Source organism: Asticcacaulis excentricus (genome assembly GCF_003966695.1).
Taxonomy (GTDB): Bacteria; Pseudomonadota; Alphaproteobacteria; order Caulobacterales; family Caulobacteraceae; genus Asticcacaulis; species Asticcacaulis excentricus_A.
Window position 1 is genome coordinate 2121345 of sequence record NZ_AP018827.1, and the last position, 17418, is coordinate 2138762.

A 17418-nucleotide genomic window follows, 5' to 3' on the forward strand; every position below is an offset into this window, starting at 1 on the left:
TGCGTATCCTCTATTCCATTCTCAGCGCATAGCCCGTGGCGCGCAGGCCATCGGCGATTTCATGGGCGTGGCGGGCGTCCTGCGTTTCCACCAGTATGTCGAACTCAGCCCCCTTGGCGGGCACGTCGAGCACCAGACGATTGTGCGCCACATCGACGATGTTACCGCCCTTGCGCGAAATAACATCGGCCATCAGCGACAACATGCCCGGCCGATCGTCGCCCAGAATACGATAGGTGACCAGCCGCTTTTCGCGCACCAGCTCGCGTTGCAGCACCGAGGCCAGCAGGCGCATGTCGATATTGCCGCCACACAGGATCAGGCCGACCTTTTGCCCTTCGAACTTTTCCGGATAGCGCATGACGGCGGCCAGACCCGCGGCACCGGCCCCTTCGGCCACGGTCTTTTCGACATTGACGAAGGCGGCGATGGCGCGCTCAAAATCGGCCTCATCAATGACCAGCACATCATCGATCAGTGGATTGGCGACGGCAAAGCTCAGTTCGCCCACATCGCGCACAGCAATGCCTTCGGCGATGGTCGAACCGCCCGTCGGCATGTTCAGGCCGCGCCGCTTGGCCGCGAATGAGGGGTACATGGCCGCTTCGACGCCGATGATCTTGATCCAGGGTTTCAGCGCCTTGGCCGCCGTCGCCATACCGGCGATCAGCCCGCCGCCGCCGATCGGCACCAGTAGCACGTCGAGGTCCGGCACAGCCTCCAGCATTTCGATGGCCAGCGTCCCCTGTCCGGCCATCACGTCGTAATCGTTGAACGGGTGCACATAGACGGCGCTGGCGTCCCGGCACAGGGTCTGCGCATGGGCCGAAGCATCGTCATAGGTCGCGCCTTCGATGACCACGCGCGCCCCATAGGCTTGAGTCTTCTGTACTTTCACAAAGGGGGTGCCGTGCGGCATGACGATGGTGGCGGGGATGCCGAGCCGCTGGGCATGGTAGGCGATGCCCTGAGCGTGATTGCCGGCCGAGGCCGCATAGACGCCGCGCGCGCGTTCCTCAGCGCTGAGCGTCGCCAGCTTATTGAGCGCGCCGCGTTCCTTGAAGGCCGAGGTATATTGCTGGTTCTCGTACTTGATCCACAACTGGCTGCGCGTCAGCGCGCTCAGCTTCTGCGAAAAGGCGCAGGGGGTTTCGACGATATGACCCTTTAACCGACCGGCGGCGGCTTGGATCGTTTCTAGATTGAGGCTCATGACGGACACACACGATGACAGGTGTGTTCCCATATCAGACCCATCCCCCGGAACCCAAGTCAAAAAGGGGGTTATGGCTGGGTAAATGCCGTTATAAGTTTCAAATGAGACTATTATTTCAAATCTGAAGATCGTCAGTGTCGCATATTATCAAATTTACGCGCATTTGCTGAAATGAGGTGTGTTGGTTTTTCCAAAAAGCGCCTATATCGGCTCATAGCGTTCATCGCGTGAGGCAAAAATGGCAAATTCCGGCAAAAACTTTTATTCGCCCGCTTCGCATGGTTTTGTGCGGATCGCCTGTGCGACGCCCGATGTGCACATTGCCGACCCCAGGGCGAACCTGTCCGAGCACGTGCAACTGGCGCACAAGGCTGATGCAGCCGGGGCGGATGTCGTCCTGTTTCCCGAATTAAGCCTGACCGGCTACACGCTTGAGGACCTCTTCCTGCAACAGACGCTTCAGGACGCGGCGAAGGCGGCTCTGGAGGCCCTGATTGCCGCCTCGCAAGACTGGCGCGCCATTGTCGTCTGTGGGGTGCCGTTGTGGATCGAAGGCGCGCTGTATAATTGCGCGGCGGTGATTCAGGGAGGCGCGCTGCTGGGGCTGGTGCCCAAGACCTTTCTGCCCAACTATCGTGAGTTTTATGAGAAGCGCTGGTTCGCCAGCGGTCACGCGCTGAATACCCGACTCGAAATCGGCGGTGTGACGGTGCCGGTGACCAGCCATCAGGTGTTTCAGGCGCGCGGTGATGCGGGTTTCACACTGGGCGTCGAAATCTGCGAGGACATGTGGTCACCGGACACGCCTTCGACGCGGTTGGCGTTGGCCGGGGCGACGGTGATCGTCAACCTGTCGGCTTCGCCTGTGACGGTGGGTAAGTCGCGGGTACGCAAGCGTATCTGCGAGGCAACCTCTGAGCGCCTGATGTGCGCCTATGCCTTCAGCGCATCCGGGCCTGGGGAATCGACCACTGACCTCGCCTGGGATGGGCAATCACTGGTTTATGAGTTGGGGACGCTGTTGGCCGAAGGGGAACGCTTCGCCAGCGATACCCTGACTTTCGCCGATGTCGATGTGGAGCGCATTGCACAGGAGCGCCTGCGCACGGCGACCTTCGGTGATGCGCAGCGGATCAGTGCGACGGGATCGGTACAAACCTGTCTGTTCGATCATAAGCCGCATACCCTGACTGACTTTTATCGCACGGTGGATCGCTTTCCTTACGTGCCTAATGACCGCGACCGTCTGGACGAAGACTGTTTCGAGGCCTTCAATATACAGGTGCACGGTCTGATGCGTCGCATTGAGAGCACGCAATCGGAAAGCGTCGTCATCGGCGTGTCGGGCGGGCTCGACTCCACCCATGCCCTGATCGTGGCATGCAAGGCCTTTGACCGTCTGGGGCGGCCGCGCTCGCGAATTCGGGGCTACACTATGCCGGGCTTCGGTACGACGTCGGGCTCGAAATCCGACGCACATAAGCTGATGCGCGCCCTTGGCGTCACGGCCGAAGAAATCGACATTCGACCCGCCTCAAAACGTATGCTGATGGATATTGGTCACCCCTATGGTCAGGGTGAGCTTGTCTATGATGTGGTGTTTGAAAACGTACAGGCCGGCTTGCGTACCGACTTCCTGTTCCGGCTGGCCGGTCAGCATCGCGGGTTTGTTGTGGGCACAGGGGACTTATCCGAGTTGGCGCTCGGCTGGTGCACCTATGGTGTGGGTGACCATATGAGCCACTACAATGTCAATTGTGGTGCGCCTAAGACCCTGATTCAGCACCTGATCCGCTGGGCCGCGCGCACCGAGTTTGATGCAAAGGCCGCGCGTGTGCTGCGCTCGGTCTTGGAGCGTGAGATTTCGCCGGAACTGGTGCCGGTCCAGAATGGTCAGGCTCAGCGCACCGAAGACAAGGTCGGCCCCTATCCGCTACAGGACTTCACCCTCTACTATCTGACGCGCTATGGCCTGAAGCCCTCCAAGATCGCCTTCCTCCAGTATCAGGCGTGGAAGGATGGGGCCGCCGGCGACTGGCCACCCGACTATCCGCAAGCCGACCGCCGCGCCTATGGCATCGCGGAGATACGCACGTGGATGGAGGTCTTCCTGTTCCGCTTTTTCACGATTTCGCAATTCAAGCGCTCGGCCGTGCCCAATGGTCCGAAACTGATCTCCGGCGGGGCTCTGAGCCCGCGGGGTGACTGGCGCGCCCCATCGGATTCCACCGCTACCCTGTGGCTGGAGGAGTTGAGGGCGAACGTGCCCTCCGAATAGTTTGCATCGAACGCACTCTGTATATATAATGCGTATATCCAAGAGGCTGTTATGACCCAGACCACGCTGTTCCAGTCCAACCGCACACAGGCCGTCCGTTTGCCGAAGGATGTCGCCTTTCCGGAGGGCGTTCGCGAAGTCACCATCCTGCGTGAAGGCCAGCGTCGGATTATCGTACCCGCCAATGCCGTCTGGGACGATTTCTTTGCGGCGAAAGGCATAGAGTTGTCGGAACGCGAGCAGCCATCGCTTCAAACGCGCGAAAGCTTTTGATGCTGCGTTATATGCTCGATACCAATCTGTGTATCCGCGTGCTGCGTGATCGACCCGCGGCCTTGCGCGAGCGTTTCAATGCCGAAGCCGCGGGCATGTGTCTCTCGACCATCGTTCTGAACGAGCTTTTGTATGGGGCGGCGAAATCTGCCCGTCCGCTGGACCATCGTCAGGCGGTGGAAAATTTCGCCAGCCGCCTCGACGTTCTGCCGTTTGATGCCGTTGCCGCTGATCATGCCGCAGATATCCGTGCGGTTCTGGAACGGCAGGGGCGCATGATCGGCGGGTATGATGTGCTGATCGCCGGTCACGCCCGCAGTCGCGGCCTGATCGTGGTCACGGGCAATCTGGGTGAGTTTCGCCGGGTTGACGGACTGCGCTGTGAAGACTGGCTCGCGGATTAGATTCCGAACAGGCGCTCGCGTTCGGCCAGATTGCGCACCGAGATATTCATATCGGTGACCAGACCATTGGCGATGGAATAGACCCAGCCGTGGATGGACAGGGGCTGGCCTTCGCGCCAAGCATGGAGGATGATCGGGTTGGTGGCGACATTGCGCACCTGAGCGATCACGTTCAGCTCGCACAGACGATCGACGCGCGATTCCTGATTATCGCAGGCCTCCAGCTCATGCCGGTGCTCGTGAGCGACGTCGCGGATCGGGGACAGCCAGTGGTCGATCAGGCCGTGATCGGTGGATTCAATCGCCGCCCGCACCCCTCCGCAGCCATAATGGCCGACGACCAGTACGTGTTTGATTTTCAGGACATTGACCGCGTATTGCAGGACGCTGAGATAGTTGGCGTCCTGTTGCGGGGCCAGATTGGCGACATTGCGGTGCACGAACAGTTCGCCCGGATCGAGATCGACGATTTCATTGGCCGGCACACGCGAGTCGGAACAGCCGATCCACAGATATTCGGGATGCTGCTGACGCACCAGACGCGAGAAGAAGTCCGGATCGACGCGGGTTTTTTCGCGCGACCAGCGGCGGTTATTCTCGATCAGGTTCTCAACCATGCCAGCCTCTTTCATATGATTTTGGGCGGCTTAAACGGCAGTTGTGCCGTTGGGTCAATACTTTTTATTTTTTCAGCCCTGGCCGACAAATGGGGCAACGAACAGCCAGATGGCTTTCAGCCCGGCATCAAGCTTCTGACCCGCCCCGGCAAAGGAACCGGTGTAGAAATAAAGGATCAGGACCAGAGCCCCCATCAGGCCCAGAACGGTTTCCAGCGCGGCAATCAGCCATTTCAGCGGCTCGATACGTGTCGTTGCCTTATAGGTGTCCTGCATGTCACGCCTCCCCGCCCGAATGGTTAATACCATTAATCAGGGAAAGGAAACTGACAAGTCTTTTTGTGTTGGCTATGGTCGTGCCAATGGAGAGGCAGACATGACGAAAAGCGCATCTTTACGACTGGCTGTGGGGCGGTTTCATCCGCTATCGGATGACCATGTACGGGCGCTTGAAGACTGGCGCGGTGAGGGCAATCTGATCGTCGTTGTCGTTGGTGCCCATATGCCGCGTTCCAGCCGCTATCCGTTTACGGCGGAAGAACAGGTTGTCATGTTGCAATCAGTGGGGTTTGAAGCCGTGGCCATCGAAGACGCGCTGTTGCCGGCAGAGCGGGTGGTGCAATTGACGGCTATCGGCGAAAACGCACCTCTCCTGTCTTTCGATGCGGGTTATGGCGATGAATTGCAGGGTCTTTGGGTGAGTGAGTTAACTCTTGCCGATCCTGAAATATCACAGAAGACAGCGGTCCAGCGTGCCGCATGGCTGAACGGAGACACCTTCATCGATGTCGGTGAGCAGGTTCGTCGGGTGATGGACAGGGTGCTGGATGCCGACACCTACCGCGCCCTGGCGGAGGAACACGCCTATATCGAAGCCTATCACCAAAGCTGGTCCGTCGCCCCCTATCCGCCGGTGCATGTGACGGTCGATGCGCTGATCCGCAAAGATGATCGTGTCCTTCTGATAAAGCGCGGCGGACTGCCGGGGCGCGGACAGTGGGCCTTACCCGGCGGCTTTCTCGACCCACATGAAACCGTGTTTGCCGCGGCCTTGCGCGAGTTACAAGAGGAGACGGGTCTGTCTTTGTCAGAGAGGCAAGCTCTTCAGCGCCTTAAAGGCCAGCGCGTCTTTGATCAACCGGAACGTAGCGCGCGCGGCCGCACCATCAGCCATGTGTTTTATTTTGATCTCAGCGGCATGGATTTGCCCGCACTCGAAGCCGGAGACGATGCGGCAGCACTGAAATGGACCGGCGTAGACTGCGCTTTGAAAATGCGCGCCCACATGTTCGAGGACCATTATCTGATGTTGCATCATTTCCTCTCCACAGACGCCTGAGGTGAAGCGCTGATTTGCGGTGAAGCTTAGACAGCGCGTGTGTACACTATTATTGATTCGTAAGGTGTCAGGAGGCGGTTGAGATGTATGGCCGGTTGACGGTGATTTGCGGCCCGATGTTTGCCGGCAAGACGACCGAGCTTTTGAAGCGCATCCTGTGGGCGCGTAACGGCGAAGGCAAGGATGTGCTGGTCGTCAAGACGGCGTTCGATGTGCGCTATTCGCGCACCGAGGTGATTACACATGATGGTCTGGCGGCTGAAGCTGTGGTCCTTCACGCCTTTTCCGATATCGAGCCACGCTTTCGTGAAGCCCATCTGGTGTGCTTCGATGAAGTGCAGTTCTTTCAGGATATGGACCGTGATGTTGTTGAAGTCGTGAAATGCCTGTTGGAATCGGGCACAGATGTGGTGGCGGCCGGGCTCGATACCAACTGGAAGGGTGAGGCTTTTGCGGTTACCGGGTTGCTGATGGCCATGGCCGATGAGGTCGTGAAACTGCGCTCGCATTGCGCCGTCTGTGGGCAACCGGCTCATAAAACCTTCAAAAAGGTTGAAGACGAGGCAGAGATACAACTGGGGCATAATGATATTTATGAGCCCAGGTGCAATCGGCACTGGTTCTCTGAGTTGCAACAGATAGCCAGACGTGAGGCGCTGATAACGCCGAACAAAGCGGAGGTTTGAGCCCATGAACGATATCCGGCCTGAAGACATTGCTGCGGCTCAGGCGCGGATTACAGGGCAGGTGCACCGAACGCCCCTGATTCAGTCGGATACCTTAAACAAAGCCTTGGGACACCGTGTTGTCTTCAAAGCAGAAAACCTGCAAAAAATTGGGGCTTTCAAGCTACGGGGCGCGACTAACACGCTGTGGACTTTGAAAGAACAGAACGCCCTGTCCGATCAGGTGTGTGCCTTTTCCTCCGGAAACCACGCACAGGCCGTGGCCTATGCCGCCCGCGCCTTGGGGGTCAAGGCCACCATATTTATTCCTAAACAGGCATCGGGTCTCAAAATTGCCGCCACCCGTGCCTGCGGGGCGGAGGTGGTGGTGACCGAAACGCGTCAGGCCGCCGAAGCCGCTGTTGCCGACTATATCGAGCGCGGTGCCACCTTCGTCCATCCCTATGACAATCCGCACGTCATTGCGGGGCAGGGCACGGCCTGTCTGGAAGCCCTCCAGGACGGCGTTGAGGCCGATGCCGTCTTTGCGCCGTGTGGAGGCGGTGGGTTGATGTCGGGGACATGGCTGGCCACCCGACTGGCGCGGCCGCAGGCGAAGGTTTTTGCCTGTGAGCCCTCGATGGCCAATGACGCCCACAGGTCGGTGCAAAGCGGAGAGATTGTACGTTTGACCGAGACGCCCATGACTATAGCGGACGGTGTGCGGACACTGGCCGTGTCGGAGCGTACCCTGTTTTATCTGCGTCAGATTGATGGGTTTTTCGAAGTCGATGAGTCCGACATCATCCGCTGGACACAGTGGTTGACGCACCTGCTAAAGCTGACCATCGAGCCTACCTCAGCCATGTGTATGGCCGGGGTGGCACAGTGGTTAAAAACCCAACCGGCTCCGCGCACGGTTTTGGTCATACTGTCGGGTGGCAATATCGGCGCGGATACACACAGACAAACATGGGCTGAGGATCGGCTTTTGACTCTCCCCTGGTAAGTCTCTACGAAGGACATCACATCCTTATATCCTGATGCCGGTTTTAGCCACATTTGGCCGTAACAGAGTGCCCATCGAAGGAGATGTCATGGCCGCGAATATAGACCCTGTTACCCGACTTGTTGTCATGACGTTTGGGGCGCCGGGCGTCGCCCTTCTGTTCGCCGCAGCCATCCTGCTCTTTGCCATAGGTTTGATCGTCTATTCCGGTTTCAAGGCCTACAGGCCCCTGTTGAATGAAATCCGCGACCGCTGGAATCTGCTGACAGGTCTGGCGGGACCCGGTGCGCGTCAGGCCTTTCTCGATCAGTTTGCCAAAATAGATACACGCTTTTCCGGTACGGCCCGTGATGGGCACGCTTCGGCCGCGCTGGTCTTGGGCTGGGCCAATTATCGCAGCCTGCTGGTCGATAGCGAAGGCGAAGGCTTTGTGACCTCCATTCGAGCGGCGGAAGCCTTTGACCGCCTTGATGAGCCCGCGCGCGCGCTTGAATGGTGGGCGAATATTCTGGTGGCTGTGGGCCTGGTAGTGACCTTTCTCGGCATCGTCGCGGCCCTGTCTGAGGCGACCTCGGCCATGCGTACAGGCAATGGCGGCGGCGCCATGCAATCCGCTCTTATGGGGCTTCTGGCTATTGCTGCGACCAAATTCTGGACCTCGATTGCGGGGGTACTGGCCTCGATCATACTGCGTGTTGTCGCGCGCTTCCGCCGACAGGCGATCGAGACCGCTGAGGCCGGTTTGTTTGTGGCACTGGACGGCTGTGTTGGCTTTATGCCCCCCGAAAAGGTCTCACCGGAACAGCTCAAGAGCCTGAAACGGCTTGAAGCCGCACTTGTGCGTCCGGGGGTCTGAACATGCGGTTTCGGCATCGGCGCGCCCGCGAACTGGAGGAAGGCGAAAGCTATTACGTCTCCATGACCGATCTGATGGTCGGGGTGTTGTTCATCTTCATCATCATGCTGGCCTATTTCGCCCTGCATTTTAGGGATACGACCGAAGAACTGATCAGCGCCAAGGACGCTCAGACGACGGCGCTGATGCAAGTCGCCACCGATCTGCGCGCGCGTCAGGCCGAGATAGAGGTAGATAACAGAAACAGAATTGTCTGTCTGAAAGACACGGACCTACTGGAAGCGGGTGCGACAGGGGATCGACGCTGCTTTGCCTATTCCGCCGTAACGCCTGGCCGCAATACGGATGAGACTACGCAAAGAATCGCCGCCGCTCAGGCTCTGTTCGCCTCATCGCTCAATGGCGATATTGGCTCGGCGGTGCCATCGGCCAGTGTCAATCTGTCGGATGGTTCGACAAGTTTCGACGCGGATCGCCTCTTCACTACGGGCACAGCTACCCTGACCGATGAGGGCCGGACGGCGGTTGCGGAACTGGCGCGCGGTCTGGCCGCCCGGCTCCCGTGCATGGCCTATGGGGTGAGTGTCTCAAATTGTCCGGAAACCCCGAAAATGAACCTTGTGACGATTGTAGCCTACGCCAACATCAATGCCGCGATCACAGAAGGCCGGGCCGCGCAGGCCCTGTCTCTGGAACGGTCAGTCGTGTTTCATCAGGCATTGCTAACAGCGCAGCCTGTCCTGGGTCAGTTAAAAAACCAACCGCAGGGCGGCGAACCTTTGTTGCGTTTGGTGTCGGTGAGCCAGTCTTCGAGCAGCGCACCGTCAGGTGGCTCAGGCAAGACCCTGGCGATCCGTTTCGAAATGGCGGCCCCCGCCCAAAAATAAAAGGAATTGCGCTTGAGCCAGACCCACGGCTTCCGTTATCTGTGTCAGGCCTATTTTGATTATTTTTTTTAAGGATAGAATATGAGCGATACGGCGAAGGCGCTAACCGAAGCGAAGGCGCGGCTGAAAGACTGGCTGTTTAACGCGGCCCTGCCGATCTGGCGCGATACGGGCGTCGATAAGGCCAAGGGCGGTGTCTTTGAAACCCTCGCGCTTGATGGGACTCCGGCCGATGTCAACCGCCGCACGCGCGTGGCCGCCCGTCAGGTCTATTCCTATGCGCTGGCCAGACAGATGAGCTACGCGGGTGACGTCGATACGGTCATTGACGCGGGGCTGAACTGGCTGAGCGGTCCGGCGGCCGCACCCGGTGGTTTGGTCTATGCCGTTCTGACGCCGCAGGGCGAGGTCGTGAAGGCCGAGTTCGACTTCTACGACCACGCCTTTGCGCTGCTGGCCTATGCTTCGGCCTTTAGGGTGCGCCCGCACGACAAGAGCCTTGAACAAAAGGCCATCGCCATCCGCGATACGCTGATGACCACCTACAAGCACCCGGTGCGGGGCTTTGAAGAAGCCAATCCGCGCACCCTGCCGCTGAAAACCAATCCGCATATGCACATGTTCGAGGCCTCACTGGCCTGGATCGAAGCCGGTGGTGACGGCGTTTGGAAAGAGATTGCGGGCGAAATCGCGCAGCTTTGCCTCGACAAGTTCCTGCACCCGGAAAATGGCTCGCTTCGCGAATATTTCGACGGCGACTGGAACCCGCTGGAAGGCGAGATGGGCCGCATCATCGAGCCGGGCCATCAGTTTGAATGGGCGTGGTTGCTGGTGCGCTGGGCGGCTATCAGTGGCGATGATAAGTTTATTGCGCCCGCCAAGCGACTGGTCGAAATCGCGGAAGACTTCGGCACGGATCATGAGCGCAACGCGACGGTGTTCGAGCTGTGGGACGATTTTTCAGTCAAGGACAACAAGGCGCGCTTGTGGGCCCAGACTGAGCGTATGAAGGCCTATGTCGCCTTGCAGTCCATCGCGGCCACACCGGAAGAAAAGGCGGGCTATGTCGAAAAGCTGATCAAGGGCACCGAAGGTCTTGAACTCTATTTCGATGCACCGGTGCGCGGGCTTTATCGCGACAAGATGAACCCGGATGGCAGCTTCGTACAGGAGCCCGCTCCGGCCTCAACCCTTTATCACATCATCTGCGCCATCGACGAAACCTTCCGCGTTGAAATGTGAGACTTAAGAGACGGCTTACGGGCTTGAGTGTGCGCTCACGCCGCTCTAAAAGCTCGTAAGCTTGTCTGGAGTTGTTGCATGTCCGAAACCCCGCTTATCCTGCTCACCTTGATTGCGCTGAAGGCCGGGGCGAAGATTATGGATATCTATAAGGCGGGCTTTTCTGTCGATACCAAGTCGGATGCCTCGCCCGTAACGGAGGCCGATGGAGCGGCCGAAGCGATCATTCTGGCTGAACTGGCAAAGCTTGCGCCGGAGATTCCTGTCGTTGCCGAAGAGGCCGTGTCCAAAGGTGAAGTTCCTGAGACAGACAAGGTCTTCTATCTGGTCGATCCGCTGGATGGCACGCGCGAATTTATCTCCCGCAATGGCGAATTCACGGTCAATATCGCCCTGATCGAAGAAGGCGCGCCGGTGGCCGGCGTCGTCTATGCCCCGGCTCTGGGGGAAATCTTCTGGGGCGCGCAGGGTAAGGGCGCCTTCCGGGCCACTGTCCAGGCTGGCGTCATTGGCACGCAGCAGGCCATTCGTGTGCGCCAGGCCCCAACCGCTGTGACTGCCATCGGCAGCCGTTCGCATGGCAGCGAAGAGACCAGTGCGTGGCTGAGGCAATATGTGGTCAATGATTTTGTGGCGGCGGGATCGTCTCTGAAATTCTGTCGCGTGGCCGAAGGCACGGCCGATCTTTATCCCCGTCATGGTCGCACCATGGAATGGGATACGGCAGCCGGCGATGCCGTCTTGCGCGCGGCCGGTGGTCTGGTCACCACGTTGGATGGGCAGCCACTCACCTACGGCAAACGCGCGCGTGCGGATGCAACCGATTTTGCTAATCCCTACTTCATTGCCTATGGGGATACGGGACTTAAAAAGATTAGTTAGGCTGAATCGTGCCGCCACGCTTTTACGTTTGTCCGCGTAAGTCTTCCTTCGTAAAAGCCGGACAAGAGAACGGACCGCGTGGTCCGCGAAAAGAGTGTGGCAAGGCATGTCGATTACCCCTGACCGGTTGACTCACCTGCGGCGACTGGAAGCCGAGTCGATCCATATCATGCGCGAAGTGGCAGCGGAGTTTAAAAACCCCGTCATGCTCTATTCGATCGGCAAGGATTCGTCGGTCATGCTGCATCTGGCGCTGAAGGCCTTTTATCCCTCAAAGCCACCATTCCCCCTGATGCACATCGACACGACGTGGAAGTTCCGGGAGATGATCAAATTCCGTGACGATACGGCGGCGCGGCTCGGTTTGACCCTGCTCAAGCACACCAATGCCGACGGCGTGCGCGATAACGTCAATCCGTTTGACTACGGCAGCTCGGTCTACACCGGTATCATGAAGACCGATGCGCTCAAGCAGGCCCTGACGGCGCATGGTTTCGATGCGGCCTTCGGCGGCGCGCGGCGCGATGAAGAAAAGTCGCGGGCCAAGGAACGTATCTTCTCCTTCCGCACGCAGAACCACGGCTGGGATCCCAAGAACCAGCGGCCGGAACTGTGGAACCTCTACAATGCCCGCATCAAGCCGGGTGAGTCGATCCGAGTCTTCCCGCTGTCCAACTGGACCGAACTCGACATCTGGCAATATATCCTTGTCGAGAATATCCCGATCGTGCCGTTGTATTTCTCGGCCCCGCGTCCGGTGGTGCGCCGTGGCGGCCAGTGGATCATGGTTGATGATGAGCGCCTGCCGCTCGAACCCGGTGAAACCCCTGAAATCCGCAATGTCCGCTTCCGCACGCTGGGTTGCTATCCGCTGACAGCGGCTATCGAATCCGAAGCCACAACGCTGGAAGAGATCGTGGCGGAAATGTTGGTGGCTCGGACCTCTGAGCGATCGGGGCGCCTGATCGACCACGATGAAGCCGGCTCGATGGAAAAGAAGAAGCGTGAGGGCTATTTCTGATGAACGCTCTGGACAAGATCGACACCGCGGCCTTCACCGACTATCTGGCGGCGCATGAGAAAAAGAGCCTGCTGCGCTTTCTGACCTGCGGCAGCGTTGATGACGGCAAATCGACCCTGATCGGTCGTCTGCTCTACGACACCAAGCTGATCTTTGAGGACCAGTTGGCGGGTCTGGAAAAAGACTCCAAACGCTTCGGCACGGTGGGTGAGGAGATTGATCTGGCGCTGCTGGTCGATGGGCTTCAGGCCGAGCGCGAACAAGGCATCACCATCGACGTGGCCTATCGCTTCTTCACCACCGAAAAGCGCAAGTTCATCGTCGCCGATACGCCGGGTCATGAGCAATATACGCGCAACATGGCCACAGGGGCGTCCAATTCCGACCTCGCCGTGATCCTGATTGATGCGCGCAAGGGTATATTGACCCAGACGCGCCGGCATTCGTTCATCGTCTCGCTTCTGGGCATCAAGCACGTCGTGCTGGCGGTCAACAAGATCGACCTGATGGATTATTCTCAAGCGGTCTATGAGCAGATCACAGCGGACTATCGCGCCTTTGCCGCTGATTTCGGCTTTGAGACGCTGGTGTCGATTCCTCTGTCGGCGCGCTTTGGCGACAATGTGCTGGATCGCAGCGAAAACCTCGGCTGGTATGAGGGCCCGACGCTCGTGGAGCATCTTGAAACCGTTGAGATCAACCGCGACGAGACGCAGAAACCCTTCCGGCTGCCGGTGCAGTGGGTCAACCGCCCAGACCTGAACTTCCGAGGGTTTTCCGGCACCATCGCGTCGGGCATGGTGCGTCCGGGCGATCAGGTCGTGGTGGCCAGTTCCGGCAAGACCTCGCGCGTCAAGGCCATCGTGACCTATGACGGCGAATTGCCAGAGGCCGGGGCCGATGAAGCCGTCACCCTGACGCTCGAAGACGAGATCGACATTTCGCGCGGTGATATCCTGGCCGCCCCGCAAGCCCGCCCGGAGGTGTGCGAGCAGTTTCAGGCCAGCCTGATCTGGATGAACGAAGACGAGCTACTGCCGGGACGCCCCTATTTGCTCAAGATCGGCGCGCGCACGGTCACGGCAACCGTCACCGACATCCGCCACAAGACCGACGTCAATTCGTTTGAAAAGCTGGCGGCGAAGACGCTGAAGCTCAATGAAGTTGCGACCGTCAACATCGCGGCGCAGTCGCCCATCGCCTTCGATCCGTATGCGGACAATCGGGCGACGGGGGCCTTTATCCTGATTGACCGTATCTCGAATCTGACCCTCGGGGCAGGGTTGATCGACCACGCCCTGCGTCGCGCCAGCAATGTGCACTGGCAGGCGCTGGAGGTTTCCAAAGAGGCGCGGGCGGGCATCAAGCGGCAGAAGCCAGCGGTTCTGTGGTTCACCGGCCTGTCGGGCGCGGGCAAATCGACCATCGCCAATCTGGTCGAAAAGAAGCTGCTCAGTCTTGGCTATCACACGACCCTGCTGGATGGCGACAATGTGCGCCACGGGCTGAACAAGGATCTGGGCTTCTCGGACGCCGACCGCGTGGAAAACATCCGCCGCGTGGCCGAGGTTTCCAAACTGATGACCGAGGCCGGTCTGATTACGCTCGTCTCCTTCATCTCGCCTTTCCGCGCTGAGCGTCAGATGGCGCGTGAACTGCTGCAAGAGGGCGAGTTCGTCGAAATCCACGTCGCCACACCGCTGGAGATTGCCGAAGCTCGCGACGTCAAGGGTCTGTATAAAAAGGCACGCGCTGGACAGATCCCTAACTTCACCGGTATCGATAGCCCCTATGAGGCCCCGGAAAATCCGGAAATCGTGGTGGCGAAAAACGGTGAGGCGCCCGAGGTCGAGGCCGAACGCATCTTCCAGTGGCTGTTTGAAAACGGCTATCTGCCGTTGGAGCCGACCTACGTCATCTGATGGCGGCGGCGACTTGTAATCGGCGGCCAATAGCCCCATGTCTGTGCGCCTAAGCGGCGGGTTGAATTGCTGCGCGTTATGCACTAGACCGCAACTGTCTCTGGAGTACAGCCATGTCCGAATTGCGAGCCAATCCCGTCGTCGAACTTGCCTCTGCCAAGTTCGGCAATCACCTGCCGATCTCGGTCATTGCCGGGCCCTGCCAATTGGAAAGCCGCGAGCACGCGCTGGAAGTGGCGTCGGCGCTAAAAGAAATCTCCGAGCGTCTCGGCTTTGGCATCATCTTCAAGACCTCGTTTGATAAGGCCAACCGTACCTCGGCTAAGGCGGCGCGCGGTATCGGCCTTAAGGACGCTCTGCCCATCTTTGCGGAAATCCGTGAGAGCCTTGGTCTTGCCGTCCTCACCGACGTGCACGAGTCGCAACAATGCGCCCCGGTGGCCGAAGCCGTCGATGTGCTGCAAATCCCGGCCTTCCTCTGCCGTCAGACGGACCTGCTGCTGGCGGCCGCTGCCACGGGCCGCGCCATCAATGTCAAGAAGGGGCAGTTCCTCGCCCCCTGGGACATGAAGAATGTGCTCGACAAGATCGTACTGGGTGGCAATCCGAACGTGCTCCTGTGTGATCGCGGCACCAGCTTTGGCTACAACACGCTGGTGTCGGACTTCCGCGGCCTCCCGATCATGGCCTCGACCGGGGCGCCCGTGATCTTTGATGCCACCCACTCGGTGCAGCAGCCCGGCGGTCTGGGCGGCTCCTCTGGCGGTCAGCGCGAATTCGTGCCGGTGCTGGCGCGCGCGGCGGTCGCCGTCGGTGTCGCCGGCCTGTTTATCGAAACCCATCCGGACCCGGATAATGCGCCCTCCGACGGCCCGAATATGGTGCCGTTGGCGTCGTTCGAAGGCCTGATGCGCGACCTGATGGCCATTGATCAGGTGGCTAAGGCCATCACGGCGCGGGACTCCGCCCACTAAGATGAAGCCGGTCATCCTCATCCCGGCGCGCATGGCCTCGACCCGACTGCCGAACAAGCCGTTGGCAGACCTCAATGGCGAACCGATGATCGTGGCCGTGTGGCGACGCGCCATCGAGGCTGATCTGGCCCCCGTCTGGGTCGCCACGGACACGCCGGACATCGCCGAGGCCATCCGCGCCGTTGGCGGCAACGCCGTGATGACGAAGCCTGAGCACCCGTCGGGCTCGGATCGTATCTATGAGGCTATCACCCGCATCGACCCTGATCGTCAGTACGACATCCTGCTCAATGTGCAGGGCGACCTGCCGACCGTGGTCCCGGAGACCATCCGCGCGGTGTTTGAGCCGCTGAAAGACGCTGAAGTGGATATCGCCACGCCCGTAGCCGAAATCCACACGGATCAAGAGCGCAATGCCTCATCCGTGGTCAAGATGGTAGGGACGCCGATTGCGCCGGGACGCTTCCGCGCCCTCTACTTTACCCGTGCCACTGCACCATGGGGCGAGGGGCCCCTCTATCATCATATCGGCCTTTATGGCTGGCGGCGTTCGGCTTTGGAGCGTTTCGTGACATTGGCCCCGTCGCCGCTGGAACAGCGCGAAAAGCTGGAGCAGTTGCGCGCGCTTGAACACGGTATGCGCATAGACGCTGTCGAGGTGGCCGAGGTACCGCTGGGGGTGGATACCCTAGCCGATCTGGAAGAGGCGCGCCGTCGCCTTAGAGAGCAATAAACATGGTTCTTGAAACCGCCCTTGAGGCCACCTCTGCCCTTCAGGCCGCACAGCAGACCGTCGAGATAGAAACCGCCGGCCTGAGCGCTTTGCGTGAGGCGCTGGATGGTGAACTGGGGCAGCGTTTCGAGGCCGCCATCGACACCATACTGAAGGCGCAGGCGCAAGGTGGGCGGATCATCGTCACCGGTATGGGTAAGTCCGGTCATATCGGGCGCAAGATCGCCGCCTCGCTGGCTTCGACAGGGGCCCTGTCGCACTTTGTGCATCCGGCGGAGGCCAGCCACGGCGACCTCGGCATGGTCGGCAATAATGACGTGGTGCTGGCCCTGTCGTGGTCGGGCGAAGCGCCGGAACTGGCCGACATCATCGCCTATACGCGCCGCTTTGAGGTGCCGCTGATCGCGATTACGTCGGGTGCCAAAAGCGCGCTGGGCTCTGCGGCCGATATCGCGCTGGTCTTGCCGAAGATGGCCGAGGCCTGCCCCAATGGTCTCGCGCCGACCACCTCTACCACCATGCAACTGGCTATGGGCGACTGCATTACCGTGGCGCTTCTCTCGATGCGTAAGTTCACAGCGCAGGATTTCCGACAGTATCATCCGGGTGGCAAGCTGGGGTCACGCCTGCTCAAGGTGCGCGACCTGATGCACAGCGGCGAGGCCATGCCACTGGTGGGCGAGGAGACCCCTCTGTCTCAGGCCATTGTCGAGATGTCCTCAAAGCGCTACGGCATGACCGGCGTGGTGGATGCGGAGGGCCACCTGACCGGTATTGTCACCGACGGTGACCTGCGCCGCGCCTTCAGTGAAGGCTTCACTGATCGGGCCGTTTCAGAGATGATGACAAAAGCCCCGCGCGTAACCACGCCGGACACGCTGGCCTCACAGCTTCTGGCGGAAATGAACGCACGCAACATTACCGGAATGTTTGCGGTTGAAAACGACCGCCCTGTCGGCGTCATCCACCTTCACGAAATCCTGCGGGCCGGGGTGGCTTAACAAATGGTACTCAAATTTCTATTTTAAAATAACTTTCCAAGACTATGTAAGCAGCATAAAACCGCGCGCATATCTCTGTTATGTGGGCGGCCAAGAAAT

At 59.5% G+C, this 17418-nt stretch carries 18 protein-coding genes; 15 read left to right on the plus strand and 3 right to left on the minus strand.

The features are described 5' to 3' along the window. Positions 1-10 precede the first annotated feature (10 nt). A complete protein-coding gene (locus EM6_RS09815; protein WP_126422355.1) occupies positions 11-1213 on the minus strand; it encodes a threonine ammonia-lyase in 1203 nt (400 codons plus the stop codon). A gap of 241 nt (positions 1214-1454) precedes the next feature. Between EM6_RS09815 and EM6_RS09820 the strand changes: the two genes are divergently transcribed. The 3 genes from EM6_RS09820 to vapC are packed head-to-tail and all read left to right on the plus strand — an operon-like array spanning position 1455 to position 4171. Next, positions 1455-3494, plus strand: a complete 2040-nt coding sequence (locus EM6_RS09820; RefSeq protein WP_126422357.1) for an NAD(+) synthase — start codon at positions 1455-1457, stop codon at positions 3492-3494. Positions 3495-3545: 51 nt separating this feature from the next. Next, a complete protein-coding gene (gene vapB, locus EM6_RS09825; RefSeq protein WP_126422359.1) occupies positions 3546-3767 on the plus strand; it encodes a type II toxin-antitoxin system VapB family antitoxin in 222 nt (73 codons plus the stop codon). Beyond that, on the plus strand, positions 3767-4171 hold the full coding sequence (gene vapC / locus EM6_RS09830) for a type II toxin-antitoxin system tRNA(fMet)-specific endonuclease VapC (RefSeq protein ID WP_126422361.1): 405 nt from the start codon (positions 3767-3769) through the stop codon (positions 4169-4171). The genes vapB and vapC overlap by 1 nt, the downstream gene beginning before the upstream one ends. Here the strand turns inward: vapC and EM6_RS09835 are convergent. Together EM6_RS09835 and EM6_RS09840 are read right to left on the minus strand one after the other, a co-directional pair. Then, positions 4168-4788: a carbonic anhydrase gene (locus EM6_RS09835; RefSeq protein ID WP_126422363.1), complete on the minus strand. Its 621-nt coding sequence runs from the start codon at positions 4786-4788 to the stop codon at positions 4168-4170. The two genes, vapC and EM6_RS09835, sit on opposite strands and share 4 nt — an antisense overlap. 72 nt (positions 4789-4860) lie before the next feature. After that, positions 4861-5064: a hypothetical protein gene (locus tag EM6_RS09840; RefSeq protein ID WP_126422365.1), complete on the minus strand. Its 204-nt coding sequence runs from the start codon at positions 5062-5064 to the stop codon at positions 4861-4863. On the opposite strand from EM6_RS09840, the gene EM6_RS09845 reads away from it, so the two are divergent. The 12 genes from EM6_RS09845 (at position 5063) to EM6_RS09900 (ending at position 17319) form a co-directional block, all read left to right on the plus strand. Further along, positions 5063-6127 (plus strand): NUDIX domain-containing protein, encoded by a 1065-nt coding sequence (locus tag EM6_RS09845; RefSeq protein ID WP_126422367.1) that lies wholly within the window; start codon positions 5063-5065, stop codon positions 6125-6127. The two genes, EM6_RS09840 and EM6_RS09845, sit on opposite strands and share 2 nt — an antisense overlap. A gap of 83 nt (positions 6128-6210) precedes the next feature. After that, on the plus strand, positions 6211-6813 hold the full coding sequence (locus tag EM6_RS09850) for a thymidine kinase (RefSeq protein WP_126422369.1): 603 nt from the start codon (positions 6211-6213) through the stop codon (positions 6811-6813). A gap of 4 nt (positions 6814-6817) precedes the next feature. Then, a complete protein-coding gene (locus EM6_RS09855) occupies positions 6818-7801 on the plus strand; it encodes a serine/threonine dehydratase (protein WP_126422371.1) in 984 nt (327 codons plus the stop codon). Between the two features lie 88 nt (positions 7802-7889). Continuing rightward, complete coding sequence (locus EM6_RS09860) at positions 7890-8657, plus strand: hypothetical protein (RefSeq protein ID WP_126422373.1); 768 nt, start codon at positions 7890-7892, stop codon at positions 8655-8657. A gap of 2 nt (positions 8658-8659) precedes the next feature. After that, complete coding sequence (locus EM6_RS09865) at positions 8660-9544, plus strand: hypothetical protein (protein ID WP_126422374.1); 885 nt, start codon at positions 8660-8662, stop codon at positions 9542-9544. 81 nt (positions 9545-9625) lie between these two features. Then, positions 9626-10786, plus strand: coding sequence for an AGE family epimerase/isomerase (locus EM6_RS09870; protein ID WP_126422376.1), 1161 nt, complete (start codon positions 9626-9628; stop codon positions 10784-10786). A 78-nt stretch (positions 10787-10864) separates the two neighbouring features. After that, positions 10865-11668, plus strand: coding sequence for a 3'(2'),5'-bisphosphate nucleotidase CysQ (cysQ, locus tag EM6_RS09875; protein WP_126422378.1), 804 nt, complete (start codon positions 10865-10867; stop codon positions 11666-11668). 106 nt (positions 11669-11774) lie between these two features. After that, the gene (gene cysD / locus EM6_RS09880; protein ID WP_172961179.1) at positions 11775-12689 is read left to right on the plus strand and encodes a sulfate adenylyltransferase subunit CysD; all 915 of its coding nucleotides are present in this window, start codon (positions 11775-11777) and stop codon (positions 12687-12689) included. Further along, positions 12689-14611: a sulfate adenylyltransferase subunit CysN gene (gene cysN, locus EM6_RS09885; protein ID WP_126422380.1), complete on the plus strand. Its 1923-nt coding sequence runs from the start codon at positions 12689-12691 to the stop codon at positions 14609-14611. The genes cysD and cysN overlap by 1 nt, the downstream gene beginning before the upstream one ends. A 113-nt stretch (positions 14612-14724) precedes the next feature. Beyond that, complete coding sequence (kdsA, locus tag EM6_RS09890; protein ID WP_126422382.1) at positions 14725-15585, plus strand: 3-deoxy-8-phosphooctulonate synthase; 861 nt, start codon at positions 14725-14727, stop codon at positions 15583-15585. Position 15586: 1 nt separating this feature from the next. Continuing rightward, the gene (locus EM6_RS09895; RefSeq protein WP_126422384.1) at positions 15587-16318 is read left to right on the plus strand and encodes a 3-deoxy-manno-octulosonate cytidylyltransferase; all 732 of its coding nucleotides are present in this window, start codon (positions 15587-15589) and stop codon (positions 16316-16318) included. A 2-nt stretch (positions 16319-16320) separates the two neighbouring features. Further along, entirely contained in the window at positions 16321-17319 is a 999-nt protein-coding gene (locus EM6_RS09900; RefSeq protein WP_126422386.1) for a KpsF/GutQ family sugar-phosphate isomerase, read from the plus strand. Positions 17320-17418: the final 99 nt, after the last annotated feature.